This is a genomic window from Paenibacillus sp. 598K (assembly GCF_003851045.1).
Lineage (GTDB): Bacteria > Bacillota > Bacilli > Paenibacillales > Paenibacillaceae > Paenibacillus_D.
The window spans coordinates 1-25,104 of sequence record NZ_BFBX01000049.1; the positions used below are offsets into that span (position 1 = coordinate 1).

At 58.2% G+C, this 25,104-nt stretch carries 17 protein-coding genes; 6 read left to right on the forward strand and 11 right to left on the reverse strand.

All coding sequences use genetic code 11. The annotated features are described in order from the left end of the window. Positions 1-101 precede the first annotated feature (101 nt). From PA598K_RS15485 to PA598K_RS15510, 6 genes are all read right to left on the reverse strand, one after another. Positions 102-932 carry a DUF368 domain-containing protein gene (locus tag PA598K_RS15485; RefSeq protein ID WP_128657836.1) on the reverse strand — a complete coding sequence of 277 codons (831 nt, stop codon included), beginning with the start codon at positions 930-932 and terminating at the stop codon, positions 102-104. 120 nt (positions 933-1,052) lie between these two features. Beyond that, the gene (locus PA598K_RS15490) at positions 1,053-1,556 is read right to left on the reverse strand and encodes a hypothetical protein (RefSeq protein ID WP_128657837.1); all 504 of its coding nucleotides are present in this window, start codon (positions 1,554-1,556) and stop codon (positions 1,053-1,055) included. A 499-nt stretch (positions 1,557-2,055) separates the two neighbouring features. Next, positions 2,056-2,322: a hypothetical protein gene (locus tag PA598K_RS15495; RefSeq protein WP_128657838.1), complete on the reverse strand. Its 267-nt coding sequence runs from the start codon at positions 2,320-2,322 to the stop codon at positions 2,056-2,058. A 1,015-nt stretch (positions 2,323-3,337) separates the two neighbouring features. Beyond that, positions 3,338-5,923, reverse strand: a complete 2,586-nt coding sequence (locus tag PA598K_RS15500) for an AAA family ATPase (protein ID WP_128657839.1) — start codon at positions 5,921-5,923, stop codon at positions 3,338-3,340. A gap of 3 nt (positions 5,924-5,926) precedes the next feature. Continuing rightward, positions 5,927-7,192: a methyltransferase domain-containing protein gene (locus PA598K_RS15505; RefSeq protein WP_128657840.1), complete on the reverse strand. Its 1,266-nt coding sequence runs from the start codon at positions 7,190-7,192 to the stop codon at positions 5,927-5,929. Between the two features lie 436 nt (positions 7,193-7,628). Then, complete coding sequence (locus PA598K_RS15510; protein ID WP_128657841.1) at positions 7,629-8,501, reverse strand: SDR family NAD(P)-dependent oxidoreductase; 873 nt, start codon at positions 8,499-8,501, stop codon at positions 7,629-7,631. Between the two features lie 213 nt (positions 8,502-8,714). On the opposite strand from PA598K_RS15510, the gene PA598K_RS15515 reads away from it, so the two are divergent. Then, the gene (locus tag PA598K_RS15515; RefSeq protein ID WP_128657842.1) at positions 8,715-9,194 is read left to right on the forward strand and encodes a MerR family transcriptional regulator; all 480 of its coding nucleotides are present in this window, start codon (positions 8,715-8,717) and stop codon (positions 9,192-9,194) included. A 47-nt stretch (positions 9,195-9,241) separates the two neighbouring features. Here PA598K_RS15515 and PA598K_RS15520 read toward each other — a convergent pair whose 3' ends face one another. Continuing rightward, positions 9,242-11,554, reverse strand: a complete 2,313-nt coding sequence (locus PA598K_RS15520) for a helix-turn-helix domain-containing protein (protein ID WP_128657843.1) — start codon at positions 11,552-11,554, stop codon at positions 9,242-9,244. A gap of 226 nt (positions 11,555-11,780) precedes the next feature. Between PA598K_RS15520 and PA598K_RS15525 the strand changes: the two genes are divergently transcribed. The 5 genes from PA598K_RS15525 to PA598K_RS15545 are packed head-to-tail and all read left to right on the forward strand — an operon-like array spanning position 11,781 to position 17,255. Next, entirely contained in the window at positions 11,781-12,716 is a 936-nt protein-coding gene (locus PA598K_RS15525; RefSeq protein ID WP_260405431.1) for an ABC transporter permease, read from the forward strand. Positions 12,717-12,769: 53 nt separating this feature from the next. Next, positions 12,770-13,642 carry a carbohydrate ABC transporter permease gene (locus tag PA598K_RS15530; RefSeq protein ID WP_128657844.1) on the forward strand — a complete coding sequence of 291 codons (873 nt, stop codon included), beginning with the start codon at positions 12,770-12,772 and terminating at the stop codon, positions 13,640-13,642. 56 nt (positions 13,643-13,698) lie between these two features. Beyond that, positions 13,699-15,252, forward strand: a complete 1,554-nt coding sequence (locus PA598K_RS15535; RefSeq protein WP_185602004.1) for an extracellular solute-binding protein — start codon at positions 13,699-13,701, stop codon at positions 15,250-15,252. A 23-nt stretch (positions 15,253-15,275) separates the two neighbouring features. After that, positions 15,276-16,226: a DUF1861 family protein gene (locus tag PA598K_RS15540; RefSeq protein ID WP_128657846.1), complete on the forward strand. Its 951-nt coding sequence runs from the start codon at positions 15,276-15,278 to the stop codon at positions 16,224-16,226. Positions 16,227-16,244: 18 nt separating this feature from the next. Further along, positions 16,245-17,255 (forward strand): glycoside hydrolase family 130 protein, encoded by a 1,011-nt coding sequence (locus PA598K_RS15545; protein WP_128657847.1) that lies wholly within the window; start codon positions 16,245-16,247, stop codon positions 17,253-17,255. Between the two features lie 78 nt (positions 17,256-17,333). Here PA598K_RS15545 and PA598K_RS15550 read toward each other — a convergent pair whose 3' ends face one another. From PA598K_RS15550 to PA598K_RS15565, 4 genes are all read right to left on the reverse strand, one after another. Then, positions 17,334-18,677 carry an ABC transporter substrate-binding protein gene (locus tag PA598K_RS15550; RefSeq protein WP_260405432.1) on the reverse strand — a complete coding sequence of 448 codons (1,344 nt, stop codon included), beginning with the start codon at positions 18,675-18,677 and terminating at the stop codon, positions 17,334-17,336. A 442-nt stretch (positions 18,678-19,119) separates the two neighbouring features. After that, positions 19,120-22,143 (reverse strand): polysaccharide lyase 8 family protein, encoded by a 3,024-nt coding sequence (locus PA598K_RS15555; protein ID WP_185602005.1) that lies wholly within the window; start codon positions 22,141-22,143, stop codon positions 19,120-19,122. Positions 22,144-22,275: 132 nt separating this feature from the next. Next, positions 22,276-23,046, reverse strand: a complete 771-nt coding sequence (locus PA598K_RS15560; protein ID WP_128657849.1) for a response regulator — start codon at positions 23,044-23,046, stop codon at positions 22,276-22,278. After that, a complete protein-coding gene (locus tag PA598K_RS15565; protein ID WP_185602006.1) occupies positions 23,039-24,847 on the reverse strand; it encodes a sensor histidine kinase in 1,809 nt (602 codons plus the stop codon). The genes PA598K_RS15560 and PA598K_RS15565 overlap by 8 nt, the downstream gene beginning before the upstream one ends. Between the last annotated feature and the right edge of the window lie 257 nt (positions 24,848-25,104).

The following is a 25,104-nucleotide window of genomic DNA, read 5'->3' on the forward strand; positions in this document are numbered from 1 at the left end:
ACTTTTCATTCTAACTGCATATTGCAGTTAAGTAATGCCAGCGACCGCATTAAAATCGCTCCTACGTCGGCCATGCGCGAATTGAGAATGAGACGAACTTACTAGGCGCTCTCCGCCGGCATGCGCTTGACGGAACCGAAGTACATCGCGAGCGCCAGGCCGACCAGGAAGGCCGCGCCGCAGATGAGGATCGTGCCGATCCCGCTCACGAAGCCCGGGAAGATGACGAACACCGAGCCGGTGATCAGACCGATCATGACGGCATACGTCATGCGCGGGTAAGTGGCGAGCAAGTACCGGATCGCCCGGCTGCTGACGAAAAAGCCAGCGAGCACGCCAAAGCCGATGGTGAAGATGATCGGCAGGTTGAAGGTCGACAGCGCGTTGATGGCGGTCGGGTAAACCCCGATGATCAGGAGCACGAACGACCCGCTAATACCTGGCAGCAGCATCGCCGTACTCGCCATCCAGCCTGCGAAGAAGAAGCCGACCGTCGACCACAGGGTCAGCGACGTCTGCGGTCCGGCATCCTTGTCCCCCGACAAGAACGCCATCGAGGCCATCAGGAGCAGGCCGATCAGCAGCACGATGACATGCTTGGTGCCGAAGTTGCGACGCACATCGGCTTGACGGATTAGCATCGGCAGTACGCCGAGGATCAGACCAGTGAAGAAGAACTGCGTCGGCTCATAGTGATGCTCGAGCAAATATTCGATGACCCGGCTCAGCGATACGATGGCTGTCACCATACCTATGCCTAGCGGGATCAGAAACCCCCAGTGACGTTTCCAGTCCTTGCCGAACAGGCCGCTAATTGCTTCCAGCAACCGATAATAGATCCCGAGCACAACGGCTAGCGTGCCGCCGCTGACGCCGGGGATCAGGTCAGTCGTCCCCATGGCGAAGCCCCGCAACAGGTTTTTCCACTCCATTGTTTTCTTTCTCCTTATCTGACGAAAATATGATTTCTCCATGTCTAACTACTAAGTCTACCATATTTCGCAGATCGTTTCCTAGTCGGGCGGACGGGGACAATCAAAACCAGGCTTTAATCAAGGCTGCAAGAGCACTTTCTTCTTCAATTCAGCAGTGGCTTCCTCAGATAACGTATATCCCGTATGGGTATCTCTCATATCCATAATCATCGCTTGCTCGCTGTTATCGTGGATCCATAGCTGAAACGCGTATTTCATCTTAGTGGAGTCAATAAAGATATCGTAATCGGCATCACCAACATTTAGTATGCCTTGTATGGGTACTGCACTTTGGATAGCATGGATAATCGCTTCTATGGATTCTTGATCTGTGTATTCCATGGGACCTTCAGCATTCTCCGGTGTCTTGTTGAGTAATTTGGTGACGGTGATTTTCTTGACGGACTCCAAGTCGATGTTTGTTAGGGTCCGCGTACTGCTGTCGTCATTGGAGCTGGCCACAGGAGGAACAGAGTCATTACCGTGCGTGGCTTGCTCTTTGTTATCCCCACCAGTACAGCTCGCCATTGCCAGAATAATAGAAAGAGCTGCTGCTGGGACTAGAAGTTTTCGCCTTATCACATTGAGCCCTCCTTTCTTCTATATTTATAAGACGGGAGAACTGGGATATAGTTGCAAATCGCACACGAGCAAGCTGGCTCACCAGTCGATACTCGTCGCGATAGATTTGTTCCATCTGCGCCAGCACCTCCTGGGCATGTCTTGTACCCAAACTTTCGTTGGGAACAAAAAAAAGTCCCCGCTATCCGGAATCTGCCGGACCGGGGACTTGCTTATTGCAGGACACTCCTTCAACCCGAAGCGAGTAGCCAGCGCATTGGGATCCAGTATCATTTAGGCGTCATAGGCAGCAAGAAACAGTCGTACATACGAATACCCCATGCTTTCCAACAGAGACAGATAACTAGGAAGGCAGGGGGATACTGGCGTACTTCACCCCTCCGTGATAGACATTAAACTTCTCGGCTGCGTGACGCGCTCGAAGCACGATGGCTCACGTCTTGACTGTGATTGTTCGACCGACAAATTCATAAGCGGCAACTGGCAGCCTTTTGGATTCCTATTTTTTATTTTTTTTAAAAGAGAGTTTCTTCAAATTGTTTTCAAATAATCCCCACATTATAAGTATGAATCCCAATGCCATTAAAAGGTATGAAAACTTCATTAGGTAATTAATACCTAAAGTTTCTATTGATGTACCTAGGCGGCCTGGCGGAGTTGTCCATGAATCTAAAGTAGAGGCGAGTTTTATTGTCGGTTCAAGAACATTTACATATAATGAAATACCACTTATAAAAAAGATACCACCACCAATAATTTTTTTCAAAAGAACTCCTCCTTTTATAGGAAGCAATTGTTACGAGAAAAGGGGGGCTTTCCCGAGACAACTACTATAATTAAGTTTTCTACCGATTTCGCAATTCATGATATGAGCTTTTTAGCCAATAAATGATCTTCATAGGAGCTGTGGTTAAGATATAGATTGGGCTGGTATAACTCTTAATTCGGAGTTGGCCCGTTATGAACAACTGAGGCCATAGATTTAATTAGAAAACAGCTTCTTCTTTAAAATTGCACTTCGCAATAAAACCTACGCAGCGAGGTCCTGATACTCTATAACTTATTTAACTTCTATCCTCATGCTGCCCTTTCAAGACGCCTTTCACAAGCATTGAACTCTCATTAACTATAATACCTATCAAAGATTTTTATCTTTCAAGTACATTTTAAACGTTACTTCGCAAGATCATTTAACACTTTAAAAATATTTGATTATTATAATGTTTATAATGTCATTCACAAGCGGGATAAATACAAAAAGAGAATATATGTATAGTTAAAAACGCCTCCAGGAAGCTAAAAGGACTTTATACTAAATCCCAGTATATCAATGAAACGTTAAATTAACCAGCACTTACAGGGCACAATTTTTCAACAAGGCTCCTTTTGTGCAACGCTCAAGTCTGGTATACGCGATGGTGGGGAGAATATACATCGCTAAGTTTTTTGCACACACACGGTGTCATGTGGCTTAAATCCAGCACTACGAATCTCAAAGAGACGAATTGGGGAGTCTTAGCATTCGTTTGTTTTAATGCATTAACGCCTCAGTTCGAATAATCCCTACATGACAAGATGAGCGATAATCAGAGCCGACGTAGTAACCAAACTTTCGTCGGGGCTCAAACGACGGAGGTTTTCGGCGCTAGCAAAAGGACTTCATTGTCCTTTTACAAATCAGTCTTCGTCAATGAACAAAAGTCCCCGCTATCCGGAATCTGCCGGACCGGGGACTTGCTTATTGCAGGAAATGCCGCCATCCAGCGGCTCACGCCTCGCCATCACAAGCGCGGATCGAGCTCGCGCTCCTTGGCCTCCTCGAAGAGCAGGCTGGCGACAGCCTGGCGGTACGCCTCGTTGCCCGGGGAGATGTCGGCGAGCGGGATGTCCAGCATCGCCCGGCCCAGCCGGTGCTCGGCTGCCGAGGCGCGCAGCTTCGGCCCGATGCTCTTCTGCTTGATGAGCTGCGCGTACTTGTGCGGGAACGTGTAGTCGTAGCCGTAGATGATCGACAGGTACTCGGGGTTGCGCACCTTCATGTACGGCACCGCGCCCCGCGTCTCCCGCTCCGGCTTGATGACGACGCCTTCCATCCCCTCGGCCGTCGTCAGACGGGCATAGAAGCGCTCCGCCTGCGCCAAATGGTCCGGCGCCTCCAGATCGAGCACGAGGCAATCGTCCTCCGAGAGGAAGCGATACAGCTCGGACGTCCGCTGCTCGGGGAAGCGCTCCGTGCCGTCCGCCATCACTTCCTTGAGCAGGCCGAACGGCTTGTAGTCCAGCTCCGCCTCGCCGGCATACAGCGCGAGCTGCTGCCGATACACCTCGTAGGCTGCGCGATGCTGCGCCAGCGGCACCGTGCGCTCGCGGATATCGCGCATCGCCTTGTAGCTCTGGTAGGTCGCGCTCCCGTACTTGTCGCTGAGCGCGCCCTTGCTCATCCGGTGCTGCTCCTGCTCGAAGCCGCTCGTCTCGTAGTCTGCCGCCAGTCGGCCGAGCGCCGCCTCGAAGCCGCTCTGCTCCAGGAACTGCAGCTCCAGCTCCAGCGCCCGAGAGATCGGCTCGAACTGCCGCTCGATCAGCCCTTCGCCCATCGCCCGCCACGGCAACAGCTCGCCGTCGAGCAGCATGATCGCGACGCCGTCCTTGGCCATGTAGCTGCCGAAGCGCGCCAGCAGCCGCTCATACACCGGCGTCAGCTCGACGCCCTGGATGCGGTAGCCGTTGCGGCTCACCGCATAGCATTGCTCGAGCTGGCGGTGCAGGTAGATCGTGCAGCGCGAGCCCATATACTTGGGCTGCAGCACGACCTCGCGGACGCCGCGCTTGGCGAAGTACGCCAGCCCTTGCCGCAGCGATTCCAGCTCGCCGCGTTCGACATCCTTGTCTGCTGGCGACATTGTACCGGAGATATGGTTGATGCCGTGGCGAGCGACATAGTCGAGTCGACGCTGCGCCTCGGGGGCCAGCTCCGCCAGCGCAACGCGCGGCGTCTCCTCGAACAGCACGGGCAGCTCCTCGCGGCGCGCCTCCTGCTCCGAGCGGACGCTGCGGAAGAACGGCCGTCCGCTCATATCGACGCCGCACAACGCGTAGCCGTGCACGCAGCCGCTGTCGAGATGCAGCTTGTTCTTGATCCGGAAGGCGCGCGCCGCCGCGACGTGGCCGAACAGATGATACGGCTGGTTCGCGACCGCCTCGTCCTGGATGAATTGCAGCTGCGGCTCGAGCGGCGCCTCCCGGTCGATCCGGTACGTGCGCTGATGACGACGAGCCTCGGCGTCGAGCTTGCCGATGTAGCGGCTGCGGCACGGCGCATGCGTCACATAGAAGGACGAGCCCTGCTCGCCGATGAACCGATAGTATGGCTGAGCGGAGGCGACGAGCGTCCGGAATTGCTCGGCCAGCTCCGGCTGCTCCTGCAGCACAGCGATCGAGTCGAAGTACGTCGCCACCAGCTCGGGATCGGCCCCCTGGATGCCGCCGTCGAGATAACGGCGCACGAAGTTCTCATGGTTGCCCAGCACGAAGCGGAAGTGCTCGCGGTTGGCATACAGGAAGGCCACCGTCGCCGCCGTCTGCTTGCCCTTGTCGATCCAGTCGCCCGCTAGCACGATCTGCTTGCCCTTTGCCTTGGGCCCGGCCGTCATCCGGCCGTCCTCGATGGCGAAGCCAAAGCCGCTCAGCAGCCGCTGCAGCTCGCCCACGCACTCGTGCACATCGCCGACGACGATGTAGCTGTGCGTATGCGGCAGCGTCGCCGCCACATAGTCGTCCCAGTCGGCGACCTCGACCCGGTAGTCCGGGTTCGCCCCTGCCTCGCCTGGCGGGCAGAAGTCCTTGGCCCGCACCTTGTGCACCGCGTCATAGCCCTCGCGGGCCAGCACGGGCAGCACCTCGCGGCGCAGCCGGTTGATGTGGCTCGTGATGAGCCGCTTGGAGCGGTCGGAGGCGTAGTAGCCCTCGCGCTTGCGATAGTCGAAGAGAACGACCTCGAGCCGGTAGTGGTTCGCCTCGGCGATCTCGCGGACCCGCTGCCGGAAGTCCTCGGCGAGCGCGGTCGTGTCGACGATGACGAACTCGGCGTTGATCGGATACGAGGTGACGAGCCGCAGCTTCGCCAGCAGATGGTCGAAGGCATGTGAGCTGACCTCCAGCATCGTCTGATCATATTTGTCATAAGGATAGCCCAGCAGCTCCTGACGGATATCATCGGAGGAGATTAGCTGGACATTGGTGCGGATGCGCCGCGCCTCGTCCGTCCTCGTCAACTGCGGTACCAGCACCTCGCGGGCGAACGTCGACTTGCCGCACTCGGTCGGGCCGACCAGCATCAGGATCGTATGCACTCGGGTGGTGATGATCATCGGTCATGCCTCCTTCCTGCGCACGATGGCGCCTTGGGTCGTATGGATACCGTCGACGCTGTCGCCGATGGCGAGCCACTCTACGGTGCGACCGGGTCCGCTGACGAGCGGCTCCAGCCACGCTCGGAATGCCTCCGTCCCCATCTCCCAGCTATGGTCGTCGTGCCGGAAACCGTCGAGCTCATAGTAGACGTTGAAGTCGGCGTTGGGCGTCGTCACGATGAGCCGGTCGAGCTGCACCTCGCGGCATAGCTGCGTCACCAGCGCCGCTGCCTCGTCCTCCGGCATATGCTCGATCACCTCGGTCAGGATGACGTCGACAAGCTCGCCGTTGTAGCTCTCCAGGAAGCGGTCGAGCGACGCATAGGTGGCGAGGTTGTCGAGCTCGCGCTCCTCCGCCTTGCGCTGTACGCCGAGCAGCCGCTCCTCGTCGATGTCGACGGCGTAATAGCTCGCTTCGATCCGGCCAGCATAGTGCAGGGCGTAGAAGCCCTCGCCGCAGCCGACATCGAGGATCGCCTTGTCGAACGGCAGCAGCGCAGTGATCGCCTGACGCCGCTGCAGCGCCGTACGGCCGTAAGCGAGCGAGATCGCGTAGCGGTCCGTCTGCTCCAGCGCCGCCTTGTACTTGGCGAATCGGTCGCGGGAGTTCAGGAAGTAGTTGGCGAACAGGCTGCGCAGATAGAACGGCGCGTCGATGACGTGCATGCTCGGGATATATTTGTCCAGGATCGCCTCGGAGATGTCGATATGCTCCTTGCCCAGCAGCGAGAGGAACAGACAGAGCACGCTCGCCACATGCAGCAGATGGTAGAGGCTCTCCTCCGTGGCGATCGTCAGCGAATAGCTCTTATGCGCCTGATGCGTCGTCTCGAAGACACAGTCCGGCAGATGGCGTTCGAAGAGCGCCAGCACATGCAGACGTTCGATATGGATAAGCGGGATGTGCAGCGCATGGCGATAGCCCCGGACATCCTGGTCATGCCTCGCCTTCAGCGGCGAAGAGAAAAACTCGTTGATCGCGTTCAACGGGAACAACGGTGTATTGTAGCGGGAGACGTTCAAATACTCGAATTGCTCCTGCTGCTCTTGCTTGTAGGACACTTCATTGTCGGCATCCTTGAAGTAGACGTTGTATGTGCTATCGTCCGTATACCAGCCGTAGGCCATGCCCTTGCGGACGCTCCGCAGCTGCATCCCTGTACCCGGGTTTTTGCGGATCAGGAAGCTGAACTGCGGATGCGTCGATGTCAGTTGTACGATTGCCATGCTCTCACTCCTCGCTTTACCTTGCTGTAGATACCCCCTGCCGAACAACAAAAAAGACTGCTCCCGCCACCTGCCCCTCCCGCAGCCTATCAAGGCTACGAACAAGAACAGTCCGGCATCAAGCAGTCTTCGCAAAAAGGGAACCTCCACGCCGCGCAGGCGCATCGTCGCGCGTTAGACGAGCGAGTCGACGCGCGGCGTCGCAGCGGGCGGAGGGCTGCAAAGCTGTTGATCTCCGGGCAGGCCGAACTTCGACCCTGCGAAGCCTAGCAAGCGTTCATAGGTCCATACGTTATTACTCGGTAGGTGGTGATATGGCTGCCGTGGATTCATAAGCTTTGCGCCTCCCTTCGTTGTTCGTCAAAAGTATGTTGAAAATAATAGCACCGTCGCCGCCAAGGTGTCAACTAAAAATTACCACTGCCGATGTCCGTCTCTACTGCACGGACACACGATCTACCGGGCTCCCCAGGCAGTACTCGTCGCGATAAATCTGCTCCATCTGCGCAAGCACCGCCGGGGCTTGCGCGGCGTAAGGCAGCGCTTTGACCTTGCCTTTGGCAAGCAGACTGCCAGCCGGAGCGTCCCCCATTGCACCGTCGTAGAGCAAACGGGCGCCGCTGGTCGGCGGCGGGAAAAAGAACTTCATCAACGGCCTTACGTAGAAGGGCAGCCCTGAGCCATTGCCCTTGCGGATCGTGTTGTTGGGTCCGGGATCGACGCTCCGCATCACGATGCCATGCTCCTGCTCCATGGCAGCTGCCGCAGCCTGCGTCCAGAGCGACATCGCCAGCTTGGTCGCGGCATAGGGGCCGATCAGCTTCTTGAAGGCGGTCGGGCGAGCAAGGGCGGCAGCATCGAACGCCTTCAGGAAGTCGAAGGCATTGGAGGAGGTGTGGACGACACGCTTCAGTCGGCCCCGCTTCAGATGCTCTATCAGTTCTCTGGTGATAATATACGGCGCGACGGTCTGCACTTCATAGTGCAGCTCGCGCCCTTGCGGCGAATACATCAGCTTGTCGAAGCTTCCTCCGGCGTTATTGAAGAGCACATCGATCGACGTCTCCCCGGTCTTGATCTGCTCCAGCCCTTGGCGCAGGCTAGCAAAGCTAGAGACATCCGCCTTGTAGATGCGCAAGCGGCCTAGCTTGCGGCTCTCTTGCAGCAGCGGTTCGTCTGTCGGCAGGTCCGAGCGAATGAGCGCCGCCACCTCCCAGCCCTCTTCAAGCAGCTTACGGGTGAGCGCTAGCCCAATGCCGCTGCTCGCGCCGGTGATGAGCGCCGTGTAGCCGTTAGCTTGATGGTGCATGTCTATTCCTCCCTGTTGGGTACGCCCGATGGAATAGTAAGGGCAACCCGTTCTTGCGATCTAGTCTATAACCTGGAGCTGACTCCAAGTCAAGCAAAAACAAGAACGAATAGGGCATGCGTGCTCGTCTCTTGACCTGGAGTTAACTCCAGGTTCTATAATGGACATAACGAATTAATAAACATAGCAAATACCAACGAGGAGGCGAAAGCCATGCGCAGTCTGCCACCGTCCGCCCTCGCGGAGGACAGCACGTATACGATCAAGCAAGCGGCGGAGAGGTCCGGGTTGTCCGAGGATACGATCCGTTACTATGAGAAGATCAAACTGCTCCCGTCCCCAGAGCGTACAAGCGGCGGCCACCGCGCCTATCGTCAGGCCAATCTGGAACAGATGAAGCTGATCGTCTGTCTGAAGAAAACGGGGATGCCGCTGGAGGAGATGAAGCCATTCCTGGAGGCTGAGCCGGACAACCCGCAAGCGTATCCCGAGCTGTACGAGCTGATGCTGGAGCACCGGGAGCGGATCTGCCAGCAGATCGAGGCGCTGCAGCAGGTCGTCTCGGTTATCGATATACGGTTGGCCGCGGGCGTCACGAAGACGCCGGGCTGCGCAGTCCACCAGCAGCCCGGCGCTCCGGCAAAGGGGCCAAAGGCTAACCGAACGTTGTCCCAGCTCCAGCAACGCAGCTAAGGCAAGATCCAGCATCTACGGCCAGACCGGCCGTCTGTCGGTCGGTCTTACGTTTCCTTTTGCTTCATCGCTTCCCGCTCCCGGAAGGCCGACGGCGACAGGCCGTATTTTTTCTTGAATAGTGTTGAGAAATACGTCGTATTGTAGATCCCCACCGACTCGCTGATCTTGGCTGCAGTAATCTGCGTCGAGGCCAGCAGCGAGCGGGCTTTTTCCAAGCGGATGCCGCTGAGATATTCACTGAAGGACTGCCCGGTCGTGCCCTTGAACAGCTTGCCCAGGTAGCTCGGCGACAAGCCGGCAATGTTGGCGACCAGCTCAAGCGACAGATTGGGCTCGTCGTAATGGGCCTGGATATAGGCTTGCGCCTTCTCGATCACAATATTGTGCTTTTGCGCGTTCAGCCAATGGGTTTTTTCCTCGATCAGACCGCATATTCGAGTGCCGTATCGGACGAACAGGTCCAGGATATCCTCCATGTATTCAGCCGACTCGATCTCGGCTACCGCATCCAGATAAGCTGCAAAATCAGCGTCCGGAAGCTGCCGGAGGTAGTCGAAATGCTTGAGCAGAGACAGCATGCATTGGATGCTGTATGTGACGACCTGGTTGACCGAGCCGGGAGAGATGCGCGCCATGAAGCGTTCGGCCGCCTCGCGGACGGACTCCGATTTGCCCGATTGCACGGCCTCGATGAGCAACTGCTCCGCTTCGGTCGGATAGCTGATCGAGGTCATAATATGCGAGCGGGTTTTCTGGGCATCCAGGATCGCACCTTTGCCATAGATCAAGCGATACCTGACATACTGGAGCGCGGAGGTGTAGGAGAGCGAGATGTTTTTGCGGCCGCAGTACACATCTCCGACGCCCATCGAGACCGACAGCTTAAAGTATCGCTTCATGAAGCCCTGCACCTCGCGCAGCGCAGCCTCCAGCCCCGCAGGCCGCTCGTTCTGGGCGTACTGACAGAGCGCCACCGCCTCATTCTCCCCCGTAATCAAGTAATCGCAAGTGCCAAACGGCTCCAGCATTTCCTTGGCAATATTGCCGAGTGCAAAGCGCAGCAACGGCTTGTGCCCGATCTCCGCCCCGCCGGCTGGCGGCTCGGGATTATCGTCCAGCTTGAACACCACTACACAGAAATACGAGCCAGCCAGTTCCTCCTCCAGCCCCGCGATCAGCTCCTCGGGTACAGTCGCATCCTGCGTATGGCTTCTGAGCAGCGAGTGCAAATAATGCTCCCGCACCGTCCGGGAGGAGCGGTTAATGACGAATTGCATCGACCGCTCCCGTTCCTCCAGCGAAGAAAACGTGTCGGCCATGACCTGGTATTCGTCCACGAAGGATGTCTTCAACGGCTCCGACCGCTGCATAATTTTTTCGAACAAGGCCGAGAACGGCCGATAGATGCTCTTGCTCAGGTAGACCGACGCCAGCAGCCCGATCAGCACGAGGGCTCCCGTCACCAGCAAGGTCATCTGGCGGAGCCGATTAATGTTGGAGATCAGACTGTCATACGGGGTAACGCTTACAAAATACCAATCCAGCTCCTCGGACTTCACATACGCGACGAGCTGCTTTTTGTCGTCAATCGTGGCGGTGAAGCTGCTCTGAGTCTCATCCTGTCCAAGAATCCGCTGCACATACGATGCATGCGACATCTCGTTCAGGAACAGAGTAGCATCCGTATGCGACAGCACCTTGCCTTCCTTGTTCATCACGAACACATTATTGCCAGCCTCCGTCTTGCCGATTTTGCGGATCGTATTGAGGATCGACTCCTCCTCGACGTTAATGTAGATGAGCGAATTGCCCGACGTCTGCAACGAGTAATCCGGATACAGCAAGAACGTCAGCAAGCGCAGCGCCTCATTGCTGTTCCGGTTCGGGACAAGCAGCTTGCGCGGATAAAACTCCATGTATTGCTCGGCGCTGATCGCGTAGAGCGACGAATCGAACGGCAGTCCGGCCGTGTCGACGATCGTGTTGGTCGAGGGACGATAGATCCCGATGCTGTAAATATGCAGATAGGCGCTTTGGATTTGGGACAATTGACGGAAGATATGATAGTTTTCCGTTTTGTCCTCCGCAGTCCCTTGCAGGAACGAAGCAATCTCCGGCTGGGTCAGCAGACTATTGCCGATCGTCATCGCCTGGTTGTACACCACATCGGAAGCGTAGCTGATCTGGGATAACATCGCCCTGGAATTGCGGTCGATCTCTTCGACGGCGCTCTTGGAGAAAAAATAAAACAGATAGGTCGAGAGCAAACTGACCGTAAGCAGAATGAGCAGGAAATAGGAAATGGTAAGCTTCTGAAAGGCTTTGTATCGGACAAGCCGCCCCATCGTTATTCGCATGAAAAATTCCCCCGTTGCTGCTGGTATAACCTCTTCAATATAAGTGAAAGCCCTTCAAAAAGATACGTGATCCCTTAAAAATGAAACCCCGAACGGATATTTGAAAGCCCGGGCTCCGAAATGTGAAAGCCAAAACGGATCTTTTAAATTGGCACCGCTTCCCGGCTGGGATAGAGTTAATGCAGGCTTCCGATACGAGTTTTGTACTTTTAGGAGGGGTGCAACCGTGGAAAAGAAAAGGCGATTGGCGTTCGGCCTGTTCGGGGATATCCGCAGAAACGGGACATCGTATCTGCTCATCCTGCCGGCGATGGCGTATACGTTTATTTTCGGCTATATGACCTACCCGTATATGATTATTGCGTTCCAGCGCTTTAATTATACGAAGGGCATCTTCAACAGCGAGTGGGTCGGCTTTCAAAATTTCGAGTTTTTCTTCCGCTCTTACAAGGCGGTAAGCGTCACCTTCAATACCTTATTCCTCAATCTGCTCTTTATTATATTCGGCACACTGACCGCGCTTGCGATCGCGCTGCTGCTCAATGAGCTGCGCAAAAAGCTGTTCGTCAAGCTGAGCCAATCGGTTATGCTGTTCCCGCATTTTATCTCCTGGATCGTGGTGAGCTACGTGCTGTATGCGTTTTTCTCCATGGATATGGGGATCATCAATCAGGCGCTCAACGCACTCGGCATCGCCTCCATCAACTGGTATACAGAGCCGGAGGTGTGGCCCGCCATCCTCACCGCGATGAATGTATGGAAGGGCGCGGGGATGAGCGCAGTCATCTACCTGGCTACCATCACCGGCATCGACGAGACGTTGTACGAAGCCGCAGAGATCGATGGGGCCAACCGCTGGCAGATGTGCCTTCGCGTCACGCTGCCGCTCATGATGCCGACGGTTATCATCCTGACCCTGCTGTCGATCGGCAAGATTATGTACGGCGACTTCGGCATGATCTATGCGCTGGTCGGCGACAACGGCACCCTGTATTCGACGACGGACATTATCGACACGTATGTGTTCCGATCCTTGCGTCAGATCGGTGACCCTTCGGAGGCGATGGCGGTCGGGCTGTTCCAGTCGGTGATCGGGTTTATCCTCGTCTTCGGCACCAATGCGATCACCCGCCGATTCTTCCGAGACGGCGCCCTGTATTAGAGGTTGTTCAAAAAGGCCGGCGCTGATCACGATGTAATTCAGGAGGTGAAAGGATGAGGAAATTTTCGTTAGGCAGTGCAACCATGTATACCCTGATCTCGATCTATGCGGCCATCTGTTTGCTTCCGATGCTGCTGGTGCTGATGATCTCTATTACGGACGAAGACGCGATCTTAAGAAATGGCTACAGCTTTTTCCCGGACAATTTCTCCTTGTATGCCTACAAGCTGATCTTCACGGGCGGCTCCCAGGTCATGCAGAGCTACGGCATCTCTATCTTCGTCACGGTTGTCGGCACGCTGCTGGCCGTTACGGTGACGGCGATGGCCGGCTATACGCTGGCGAACAAGCAAGTGAAATTCCGCAACTGGATGGCGCTCTACTTCTTTATCACGATGATTTTCTCGGCGGGTATTGTGCCCTGGTACCTGATGAACCGGATGCTGGGACTGACCGACAACATTCTGGCGCTTATTATCCCGTCGCTGCTGTTCAGTCCCTTTAATCTTTTCCTGGTGCGCAACTTCATGAACGGGGTGCCGGATTCGCTGCGCGAGTCGGCGACGATCGACGGGGCCAACGATATTACGATTGCCTTCCGCATCTATCTGCCGTTGTGCACACCAGTATTGGCAACGATTGCGCTCTTCTACGGTCTGGATTACTGGAACAACTGGTGGAATGCGATCATGCTCATCGACAGCAAGTCGCTGTATCCGCTCCAGTTCATGCTGCTGCAGCTGCAATCCGAGATCAGTATGCTCAACGAGATGACGATGCTGGCCGGTTCGAGCGATGTGACGTTGCCCGCTGAGTCGGTCAAGATGGCGACGGCGATCGTGACGATCGGGCCGATCATCTTCCTCTACCCGTACTTGCAGAAGTATTTCGTCAAAGGGCTGGTTATCGGCTCGGTCAAAGGCTGATCGATCCCCTTCGGGGTTGATGATAGATGAATACCATACCAAGGAGGTCAATTCTTATGAAAAAGCAGATGGCCCTTACGTTGTCGGCAGTGCTGGCGCTATCGGCGCTGGCTGGGTGCGCAGGCGATGCCACCCCGTCCAATTCGCCCAACAAGCCTACGACGCCGCAGACAGAGAACGGCGAGCAAACGGTCGAGACCGTCAAGATCAAATATGTCGTCCCCGGCACCGAGCCCAAGGACTATCAGCAGGTGTACCAGAAGGTGAACGAGAAGCTGGCGGCAGACGGCGTCGGCGTAGAGGTGGAGAAGCTCTATATTCCGTGGGATGCGTGGGATCAAAAGCTGAACCTGATGCTCTCCACCGGCGAGGAATTCGATCTGTTCCATGTCATGCAGGACCGGACGCCCTTCTCCAGCTATTATAACCGAGGCGCGCTGGCGGATATCTCCGAGGAGATCGAGGCCTATGGCGAGCATCTGAAGTCGCATATTCCGGCAGATATTTTCGACGGGGCCAAGATTAACGGCAAGCATTATGTCGTCCCGACCTACTGGGTAGAGATGGCGAGCGAAGGCCAATTCAACATCCGCCGCGATATTCTGCGCGAGAACAATCTCGAAGAGCCGACGACGCCAGCGGAGCTGATCAGCGCCTGGGAGACCGTCATGAACAACTGGAAGGGCAGCAACAAGCCTTATCTTGGCACGCGAGCGGACTTCGATCCGATCTCTCTGCACACGTCAGTGCTGCACCGGACGTACGATACGTTCCCCTTCACCGTCAAGGATAAGTTTTTCTATGTCAATCAGAACGGCGACATCCGATCCTGGTTCGAAACCGAGGAATTCAAGCAGGACGCAGCCTTTATGCGCGAGCTCTACACCAAAGGACTGACCAACCCCGATATCCTCGTCATGAAGCAAGAGCAGGTCGATGCTCAGCTCGATAGCGGCGAATGGTTCGTGCGTCTCGGCACGGGCGGCAGCCTGGCCGGGATGCAGAAGTATAACCCGGATGCGACAGTGGACGATATCGGCGTGGTCTGGTTCAACCCCGAGAAGGAATATCTGCGTCCGCTCGCCTTCAAGAATGGCAATGCCGTGCCGGTCAACAGCAAGCACCCGGAAGCGGCCGTCAAGTTCATGAACTGGATGCTGGCAAGCCAGGAGAACTATGATCTGGTTCAGTATGGCATCGAGGGTACGCATTACGAGAAGGACGGCGACAAAGGCTTCACGCCGATCCGCGACCCGCAGAACAACAACAATTCGCGTTACAGAGGCTCTGATTCGCAGAACGGCAACGTGAACTTCATGCGCTTTGACCTGGAGAGCAGCATTCCCGAGAACAATCAGGTGTTGTTCGAGCCGAATCCCGAGGCGATCAACAGTATCGCAGCCAATTTTGTCTTCGATCCGACGAATGTTCGCACAGAGTACACCAATATTCTATCCGAGGCTACAGCCAGCATCACGCCGATCTACATGGGCGTCCAGGATTACGACAAAGCGTTCCCGGCAGCGATCGACAAGATGAAAAAAGCCGGACTCGACCGGGTCGTGGCAGAATACCAGAAGCAGTTTGAAGCGTACCTGGCGGAACAATAGAGAATAAGGAAGGCGTGACAGATGTGACTTTAAAGGAGCAACGCATTGCTTTTGAAGCGGCCAAACGAATCTACGATCAGGCAACGCTGACGTTTCATGGCGTAGAAGGCTTCGATGTCTACAACGTATCCGTTCCGTTCGTGCGGGACGGCAAGCGGTACCTGTTCGGACGTGTAGAGCGCAGGGAAGAATGGGCCCGCTCGTGGGTGCGCCTGTTCGAGGAGACCGGCGCCGATGAATGGAACATCGTGCAGGGTAGCATGATCTATACGCTGGAGGACCCGTACATCAGCGAGATCGGCGGCGAGCTGGTGCTGGGCGGGACGCATGTGCAGTACCAAAGCGGCAAATACAGTACATTTTTCGGCTATTTCTTCCGGGGAACCGATCTGCATGATCTGTATTACTTCACCACCGGCCCCAACAAAATGAAAGACATCCGCCTCGTGCCGCTGGCAGACGGACGGATCGGCGTCTTCTCCCGGCCTCGCAGCGCGGAGATGCGCAGCGTCTACGGCAGCGAATCAATGATCGGCTTCACGGTCATCGACTCGCTCGACGAGTTGACCGCCGATAGCATCGAGCGCGCGCCCTACATCCACGGCATCTTCGGCGAAGGCGACTGGGGCGGCGTCAATCAGGCGTATCTGCTCGATAGCGGGAAGATCGGCGTCATCGGCCATATTTGCTACCGGGACCAGGATGCGTCCGGGGTGGAGCAGCGGGTGTACCTGAATATGGCCTTCGTATTCGATCCCGTCACCCGGGAGTCGATGGATCTCCGTCTGATCGGCAGCCGACCCTGCTATCCCCCCGGCCCAGCCAAAAAGCCGTATCTGCTCGACTGCGTGTTTGCCTCGGGCATCGTGATGCGTCCGGACGGCAAGGCCGACCTGTACAGCGGCCTCGGCGACTGCCAGACCGGACGTATTACCATTGACTATCCGTTCGAGGGTCATGGTCGGCTAGTCTAAGTATAGGAGGAAAGTAAGATGCCTAACACAAAGTTGCCCCTGATCGGGGCATTGACGTCGAGCCCGCTGATCCGGCGGCACCCCGCCAATCCCGTGCTGGATGCGGGTCGCGTACCGTATCCTACGGCGCTTGTCTTCAATGCAGGCGTAGCCAAATTCAATGGCCGTTATGTCATGGTATTCCGCAACGATTACGGCTCGTTGGAGCATCAGACGATCGAGCCGTCGCATACGACCGATCTGGGCATCGCCTTCAGCGATGACGGCGTACACTGGACGGCGGGGCCAAAGCCGGTATTCAAGCTTCGCGATGAAGAGATCGTACGCGCCTACGACCCGCGTCTGACGGTCATCGACGGCCGCTGCTACATGTGCTTTGCCGTCGATACGCGGCACGGCATCCGGGGCGGCGTGGCGGTCACAGACGACTTCGAGTCGTTCGAGGTCTTGAGTCTGTCGACGCCGGATCTCCGCAATATGGTGCTGTTCCCAGAGCGAATCGGCGGCAACTATGTCCGGCTGGAGCGGCCATTCACCGTATACAGCCGCGGCGGCGCCGACCGGTTCGACACGTGGATCTCGGAGTCGCCGGATCTGGTGTACTGGGGCCGCTCCGAGCTGCTGCTGGCGGTGGAGCAAGTGCCGTTCGCCAACGACAAGATCGGTCCGGCGGCGCCGCCGGTGAAGACGAGCAAAGGCTGGCTGACCACCTTCCATGCGGTCGATGTCGATCCGGCCAGAGGCAAGAACGGCTGGGAGCCGTCCTGGCGAAAGCGTTATACGGCGGGCATTATGCTGCTCGAACTCGATAATCCGAAGCGCATCCTTGGCATGAGCACCTCGCCCCTGCTTGCGCCGGAAGCCCCTTACGAGACAGACGGCGGCTTTCGCAATGACGTCATCTTCCCCGGCGGCATGATCCTGGAGGAGGACGGCGAGGTGAAAATCTACTACGGCGCCGCCGACACGGTGGAATGTCTGGCTACTGCCCATGTGGATGATTTGATTCAGCTGTGTCTGAAGCGCTGAGGACGCTCTAGTAGATTGTTCCCTAATTAAAAACCCCCGGCTCCCATCCTCTGGATGGAAACCGGGGGCAAGCCTGCTTTAGCCGCCGCGCGCGATCAGCGCGTTGTGGCGCTTGACGATGTTCTCCATCGTCTTGTCGAGATCGCTGCTGTTGAGGAAGTAATTTTCGAGCTCCTCGGTGCGCAGATCGTTCAGTTGGACCGGCACCGTGTTGATGTAGCTCTCCTGCCCGCCGAACAGGACGTTCGCCAGCGACTCGAGATCGTACAGCTCCTCGTGGCCTTCGACCAGCTTGGCCTGGGTCGCAGCGGCATCGATCTGTCCGGAAGCCGGGATGCGGCCGCCCTTGCTCAGATACGATACGCCCTCATCGGCATACCACTTCAGGAATTCCCATGCCTCTTCCTTGTAAGCCGACTTTGGATTGATCGCGACGACGTCGCTCAGACCGCCCTCGCCTTTGAAGTCGGCGCGTGCGCCGTCCGGCCGCGGTACGGTAGCAAAGGCAATCTTGAACTCGCGCGGATAGTCGGTCAGGTTGTTGGCGTTACGGAAGATCCAGTTGCCTGCGCCGAACATCGCCGCTTCGCCCTTCAGGAAGGATGCGTCGACCGGCAGCTTGGTCGCCACCTGCTCGCCGTAGGTCGGCATGCTCTTGTCCTCGTGCATCATCTTGTGCCATGTCTCGAGCGAAGCGCGCGTGACCGGCGTATCTAGGTTCGACTTGCCGTCCTTGACGAATTCGTTTTGCAGCTCGCCGTCCATGTTGAAGGTGAACATGCTCGTCGGCTGTACATAACCGTACGGGCGGCCTTCCTTCAGCTTTTTGGCGTATTCCGCCAGATCGCTCTGCGTCCAGTCCAGTGGAGGCACCGGCAGTCCTGCCGCGTCCAGCGCATCCTTGTTCAGCCAGATGAAGTTTTTGGAGGAGACGGTCGGCAGGCCATAATAGCTGCCGTCGAACTGCCAGCCCTTCGCCTGCTCGCCCATCTTGGCATCGATATCGTAGCCCTCGAGCTCGCTCAGATTAAGCGCGCCTCCGGCTTGCACCCGCTTCTCCAGCATAAACTTCGCATAGTTGGTGTACAGGTCGATGCTCTCGCCCGCTACCAGCGCCGTATCCAGCTTCAGGTTGCCGCTGTCGTCGTTGACGTAGCGCACATACTCGACCTGGACGTTCGGGTTGGCATCGTTCCACGCCTTCACCATATCGAGCGGACCCGCTTCCTCCGGCACGCCGCCCCAGAATTTCAGCGTAATCGTCTGCGCGCTTGCCGCGCCTCCTCCGTTGCTGTTCTCCGGCGTCGTTGCGTTACCTCCGTCGGCCGGAGTATTGCCCCCGTTGTTGCCGCCCCCGCAACCGCTTGCAATAACCGATAATGCCAGCATCGATGTCAGCATCCACTGTTGTCTCTTCTTCACCTTGTGTAACCTCCCTTAGTCTGTCAGCCCTTGCGAATCGGTCTGTTCTGTTGCTTGCTCTATCTTATCATCCTGACGACCGTGGCGACAGAAACGCTATTGGGATGTAATGCGACATTTTTGGGACGCGGGGGAGGCTCAAAAGCGGGCCTACGGTCACGGGATCGATCTTTCGATTTCATTATTTCTAACCGCTTTAGCGGTTGAAATCCGGGGACAGCGTATGCTTCCGAAGCTAGCTTTTCTGCGAAAAGCTCTTAGGCGACCATTTCATTTCTACAGATTCGATCCCGTGCCTCTTCGGCTGCTTTTGAGCAGCTTTATTAAGGCAGAAGGGCTCTTGTTGGGCACAGAGGAGCTTGTGCCCATACAAGATAAAACTTAATGATGCATACCTCCGATAAAACCTTGAAGAGTTGGCCAAACAATTAATATTGCGTGGTCAAGGCGTTAGCTTGCGCAGCAGCACCTCCTGCGCCTGCGTGCCGCCCTTGTAGGTGAGCAGGCCGCTGCGTCCCGACGCGAAGCTGGCGTCGGTGACTGACGCTTGCAGCGCATAGCCGCTGCCGCTGTCGACGTACAAGCGCAACTGCGAGCCTTGCAGCTCCGCCTTGACGCGGTACGACGAGCCAGCAGCCGCACTCGTTGCCGAACTGGTCGCGAGCACGGTCCATACGCCGCCCTGGCGCTTGAGGATGCGCCAGTTGCCGTTGCCTGCCGCGTCGGTGGCGGTGAAGCCGAAGCGGTAATAGTTCTGCGCGTCGACGTAGCGGCCGATCAGACTCAGCGCGCTGCCTCCGGCGCTCCAGGGCGTCGCCGCGCCCGTCAGCTCGATGCTGTAATTGGCAGCGCTCACGCCTCGGATCAGACTGCGGCACTCGCCTGCCGGCTGGTTGGTCGTGTACGCAAAGGCCCCGCCGAGCGCCTCTGCGCGAGCGACGCTCCAGTGCGCCGCGCCGCATGCCGGCACAGTACCGGAAGCGGCGACGCTCATCGGCTCCCAGCCTGGCGCGGTGCCGTAGGCGAAGTCGTCGTGGAACAGCCAATCGCTGCGATCCGGCAGCGAGTCGGGCGATGCCGGCGGCGGCGCGAGCCGCAACGCAGCCTCGAAGCTCTCGCCCCGCGCGCCCTGGACATCGACATGGAGCTGCACCGTCGGCGACAGCCGCGTCACATAGACGCCAGAGCTCGTGGAGATGACGGACTGTGCTGGCTGTTCCAGCTCGATGACGAGATAATCCTGCGCCTGCTGGGTCGGATCGGCGACCGCTATCCGCAGCTCGTCGCCGCTGACGCGGGTCATCACCGACGCCTGCCCGCTGCTAGTGATGCCTCCCGCCGTACCGCCGGCAGTCGTCCAGAAGTTCGCCCCCGTCGCCTGCAGCGTCTCTTGACGCACCGCCTGCACGGCTGGGGTATTGACCAGGATCGTCGTCGACGGGTTGGCCGCATAGGCCTCGGCCTCAGCGCTCGACAGCCCCGGCAGCAGCACGTAGCTGTAAGTCGCGTCGACGGGACTTGGCCCATGGTTGATCCGGATCGACTGGTAGACGCGGCTGATCGGCGTCTCCGGCCCGGTCGCATTGATCTGTCGCCAGCTGCCCTCGCGCAGCGTGCGCTGCACCTCGAGGTCTGCCCCATCCGGGAAGTAATAGCCGATATCCGAGCCCGGCATATCGCCCGCCAGATGCGCCCACTGCGCCCCGGTCACGGTCTCGGCAGCGCCCGGAGCTGTCGTCAGCGCAGCCGCTCCATCGACCGTGAAGGGCGATGTGCCGGGGCCTGCCAGCTTGCGATGCTCGACATTGGTGACGATCGGCCGGTTGTCAGTACTCGCGATACCCGCGCCCAGAGCGACGAGCTCCTCGTCGAACAGGAACCACGACTTGCGTCCGCTCAGCGTATTGCCCCAGGCGTCCAGCTCCATGCCTGCCGCGCCGTAGGCTTCGTCCAGAATGACGCCGCCGACCCAATGCGATGGGCTCAGATACTCATAGCCCGAGCTGTTGAGCCGCGGATTCGTATCGATCGTCGTGCCGGGCAACCGATACGGATCGACCGTAGCCCAGTAATCGTCGCTGTAGTGGGACAGATCGTCATTGTACAGATAAGTCATGCCATCGCCGGTGAACCAGCCCTTCAGATTCTCGCCATTGATCGCCTCGAAGTTGAAGACGCGCGCCGACGACATGCTGATGCCGAAGCCGAAGCCTTCGCGCAGATGGACGACGCGGTCCATGCCTGCGAACACGCGATTCATGACGAGCGGCTCGCGCGGGACGACCGTCGGATCGGCCATCAGCTGCTTGCCAAGGACGATGTTGTACATCGTGCTCTTCTCGAAGAACGGGTAATACGTATCCTCGGCGATCATCGCCTTGACGAGACGCTGGAGTGCAGGCCGCTCGGCATCCGGAGCGGTCTGCGACAGCCGCAGGATCGCCTGAGTCGCCCGATTGCCCGCATAGTGGTCCTGATAAGGCGCTCTGGACATCTCGCGTCCCCGCGTCATATCCATCAGCGCGCCCTTGTACAGGATCGGCTCGAACGCTTCGCGCACCCAGCGGTACACATGGCCCAGCCGAGGATCGATCACCCGCCAGTCCGAGCCGTCGAGCAGGTACAGTACCCCGGCGATATCGCTGATCAGCGACAGCCCATAGCCGCCCGTATACGGATAGCGATAGTGCTGGATAAACGAGCCGTCCGCATAAAAGCCGTCGCCCGAGGTGACGTACGAGAGCACGTCGCTCAGTCCGTTGCTCGCCGCCGCCAGCTTGGCCGCATCCTTGACGATTACACCGCGCAGCCCGACCACCGTAATCTTCCACACCCGGTTCGCTCCGGTCATCTCGACGATCGGCGAGCGCGCCTCGATCGCCGCCGCATAGCTGGCTATTCGCGTCGTGCCCAGCTCGTCATAGAGCAGCACCATCAGGTCGTTGAGCCGCAGCGGCGCGCCGATCTGCCAGTCCCACCAGTTGTTGTAGGGAGTCGCGCTGGCGTTGTAGCGCTGGGCGTGCATCCAGTCGAGCGCCGACAGCAGGTCGGCGAGCAGCGCTGGATCGCCCGCCAGCGTGCTGCCTGGCGTCGCATAAGCGATGGCCATATCCTTGAGCCGCCCGTAGCTGTCGGTGATATGGCTCGATATGGTCGTACTGCACAGATCGGTCCACAGACAGGCTCGCGTTGGCGACGTCTGCAGTGTATCCCAACGGGACTGGGCCAGCGCATCGATCGCCGCCCGCTTGACCGTGATATCCGCATCGCTGCCTGCAGCGGCAGCGCCTCCAGTCAGCAGCGTCTTCCACCTTTCGCGCAGCACGTCGAAGCGATCGGCAGCCGCCGCGTTCGGGACGGACCACCCCTCTGCCAGACCGCTCCATAACAGGCATACGAGCAAGCCGATCAGACCTGCCCGCAGTCGCCAATGACGCGCCGATGCGCGTTGTTTTCGTTTCACCATTTCCTCATACTTCCTCCTTTTTTTCATTCTTAATGTAAGCGATTTCAAAAATGAGTGTACCATGCCTGCCTGCGCTTGCGACAGGCGCGCTGTTGGGTTGCGATGCTACTTTTTTTGGGGGAGAGGCGGCGCTTACGAGCGCCGGAAATCGCTGGGCGTCTTGCCCGTCCAGCGCTTGAACACCTTGATGAAGTAGTTGTCGTTGGCAAAGCCGCAGCGCTCCGAGATGACCGAGATCGGCAGCGTGCTGACGAGCAGCTCGTGGACCGCCGCCTCGACCCGCACCTTCTGGGTGAAGCTGGTGATCGTATGGCCGGTCTTCTTGCGGAAGACGTTGCTCACATACGTCTGCTCCATGTTGACGAGCCGCGCCAGCTCGCCGAGCGTAATCTCGCGGCTGTAATGCTCGGAGATGTACGCGACGATCCGGTCCACCTGCGGATGATCGGTCAGTCGCTCCTTCGCCTCGCCCGTCTCGCGTTGCACCGCCTGGCTGACCGCATCAAGCTTGCGCCACTTGTCCCGCTGCTCCAGCGCCGTCCGCGCCTTGGCCAGCAGCTCGACCAGCCGCTCCGGCCGCAGCGACAGCTTCAGCACGTAGCCGATCGCTCCGTGCTCGAGCGCTTGCTGGGCATACTCGAACTCCGACATGCATGTCAGCATGATAAACGCCGCATCCCAGCCCGCCTCGCGGCTGCGACGCAGCAGCTCGACGCCGTCCATCGCCGGCATGACGATATCCGTGATGACGATGTCCGGGCGCTCCTGCTGCATCGCCGCATACGCCTCTGCGCCGTTGCCGTACTCGCCCTTGACCGTGAAGCCATGCTTCTCCCAGACGATCAGGTGCTTCAGCATCTCGAGCGCATGCGGCTCGTCTTCTACAAGATAGACGCTATACATCCTCTTGTCCCTCCCTCTGATATGGCGCCGATACGAGTAGCGGCAGCCGGATCTCTACGGTCGTGCCGCCACGATCCGTCGCCGGGTACAGCTCGAGCGCCGCCTCGCCCTTGTAGAGCAGCTCCAGCCGCTCGCGGATATTGTCGAGTCCGATCCCCTTGCGCTTGCGCTTGGTCGTCGAGCGGGCAGCCGCCTGACGCGCCGCCTCCAGTCCGCGACCGTCGTCGCTGACGAGCAGCCGCAGCTCGCGGTCCGAGCTGCGCTCGATGCGGATGGCGATCTCGCCGCCATCCGGCATATCGGCGAAGCCATGGATGATCGCATTTTCGACGAGCGGCTGCAGCGTGAACTTCGGCACCAGCGCGTAAGCGAGCGACGGATCATAGCTCAGCTCGAGCCGGTAGCGCTGGTTGAACCGGGTATTCTGGATGTGCATATATGCTTCCGTGAAGCTGATCTCCTGCGTCAACGGCACCAGATCGACCTCGGTGTTCAGACTCGTCTCGAGCAGCATCCCGAGCGAGACGCAGATGTCGAAGGTGACGCGATCCTGGTGCTTGAGCGCCTGGCTTTTGATCAGGTTGAGCGTGTTGAGCAGGAAGTGCGGGTCCATCTGCGAGACGAGGATCTGGAAGCGTACCGACTCCTTTTGCCGCTCCTCGACCTTGAGCCGGTAGATGAGCTGCTGGATATCGGCGATCATCCGGTTGAAGCTGGTCAGCAGATGTAGAATCTCGCCGCTATACGGCTCGGTCGGCAGCGTCACCCGCAGCTCGTTGTCCGCTGCCTTGCTCATCTGGACGCGCAGCTTGTGCAGCGGCTTGGTGACCGCCGAGGAGAGCAGCAGCGTCGCCGCGATGAAGACAAGCGTCAGCGCCAGCACGGCCAGCAATACATTGCGCTTGATCGCATCGGTCTCGGCGAATAGCTCCTCCAGCGAGATCTTCTTCACCAGCATCCAGTCGAGAGACGGCATATAGCTGGCCAGCACCATCGCCGCCTCGCCGTCGACCGTCTCATATACCGGCCTGTCGGGATGCGCCTGCAGCTGCGCGCCGAGCCGGGTCGACAGCTCCTGCGGCAGCTCCGCGGTCGTGCGGCTGCGGAAGATCGTATGCTCGCCGCCACGGATGACCAGGTACTCGGCCTGCGGGTCGGCCGCGCGCGCCCATTGCCCGAGCCAACGCTCGTGATCGATGCTGATCCGCAGCGCCCCGAACGGCTCGCGCCGATCATCGAGCAGCAGCGCGTCGATCGTCAGCATCGTCCCGGCCGACACGATGTCCTTGACAACATAGGTCGCCGCCTCCTGCCAGTAATAACTCCCTTGGCCGCCGTCAGCCGCCAGCCGGGCGGCGATCTCTTCGTACAGCGCCGCTCCGTCCACCGCCTGGCGCGGCGTATAGTTGAAGTAGGCGCTGCCGTAACGATCGACGACGGTCATATAGACCGAAGGCGTGGACAGAAAAAAGGAATTGGCCAGCGAATCGAGGTTGCGGTTGATCTCCCGTCTCGCCTCATGGGGCGCCTCCTGCCCCTCAGGACCGAGATATTGCTCAAAAGACGGGTTCTGCGAGATGAGGATAAGCGAGCGCGTCATCAATCCGGTCAGATCGAGCAGGTCGCTGCGGAAGCTCTCGACCTCGCGCGAATTTTGGCCGATCTGGTTTTGCTTCAGCACCTGCTCGATCTGTGAGAAGCCGATCACGCACAGCGCCGAGAACGGGACGACGACGAGCAGAATATAAGCTGTAAACATACGGTACTTCAAGCTCTCGGGCCACCAACGTCTCCAGTTCACCTGCGCTCTGTCCTTCCGTACGAGAGTAATTAGCCATGACCAGTATACCAAGAGCGACCAGCCTGCGCGAGAGCTGGCCAGGGGGAGGGACGGCCAGCCTGTTGCGCCCTCCGCCATACATCTCACTCCGCTGGCACCGACTGGACCGCGAGCGAAAGAAATTTTCCTTCGAACCGCCTTTTCCCCAACTTCCCGGCCTCCAGCACAAGCGCGTGACGGACACGCCGCCCCCATGCCCGGCTATTAAGGCCAAACAG

Bases quoted from the DNA above. Each gene is read 5' to 3' on its own strand.
- PA598K_RS15560 (WP_128657849.1), bottom strand. From the start codon at position 23,046: ATGTATAGCGTCTATCTTGTAGAAGACGAGCCGCATGCGCTCGAGATG.
- PA598K_RS15530 (WP_128657844.1), top strand. From the start codon at position 12,770: ATGAGGAAATTTTCGTTAGGCAGTGCAACCATGTATACCCTGATCTCG.
- PA598K_RS15545 (WP_128657847.1), top strand. From the start codon at position 16,245: ATGCCTAACACAAAGTTGCCCCTGATCGGGGCATTGACGTCGAGCCCG.
- PA598K_RS15555 (WP_185602005.1), bottom strand. From the start codon at position 22,143: ATGGTGAAACGAAAACAACGCGCATCGGCGCGTCATTGGCGACTGCGG.
- PA598K_RS15520 (WP_128657843.1), bottom strand. From the start codon at position 11,554: ATGCGAATAACGATGGGGCGGCTTGTCCGATACAAAGCCTTTCAGAAG.
- PA598K_RS15535 (WP_185602004.1), top strand. From the start codon at position 13,699: ATGAAAAAGCAGATGGCCCTTACGTTGTCGGCAGTGCTGGCGCTATCG.
- PA598K_RS15500 (WP_128657839.1), bottom strand. From the start codon at position 5,923: ATGATCATCACCACCCGAGTGCATACGATCCTGATGCTGGTCGGCCCG.
- PA598K_RS15515 (WP_128657842.1), top strand. From the start codon at position 8,715: ATGCGCAGTCTGCCACCGTCCGCCCTCGCGGAGGACAGCACGTATACG.
- PA598K_RS15510 (WP_128657841.1), bottom strand. From the start codon at position 8,501: ATGCACCATCAAGCTAACGGCTACACGGCGCTCATCACCGGCGCGAGC.
- PA598K_RS15485 (WP_128657836.1), bottom strand. From the start codon at position 932: ATGGAGTGGAAAAACCTGTTGCGGGGCTTCGCCATGGGGACGACTGAC.
- PA598K_RS15505 (WP_128657840.1), bottom strand. From the start codon at position 7,192: ATGGCAATCGTACAACTGACATCGACGCATCCGCAGTTCAGCTTCCTG.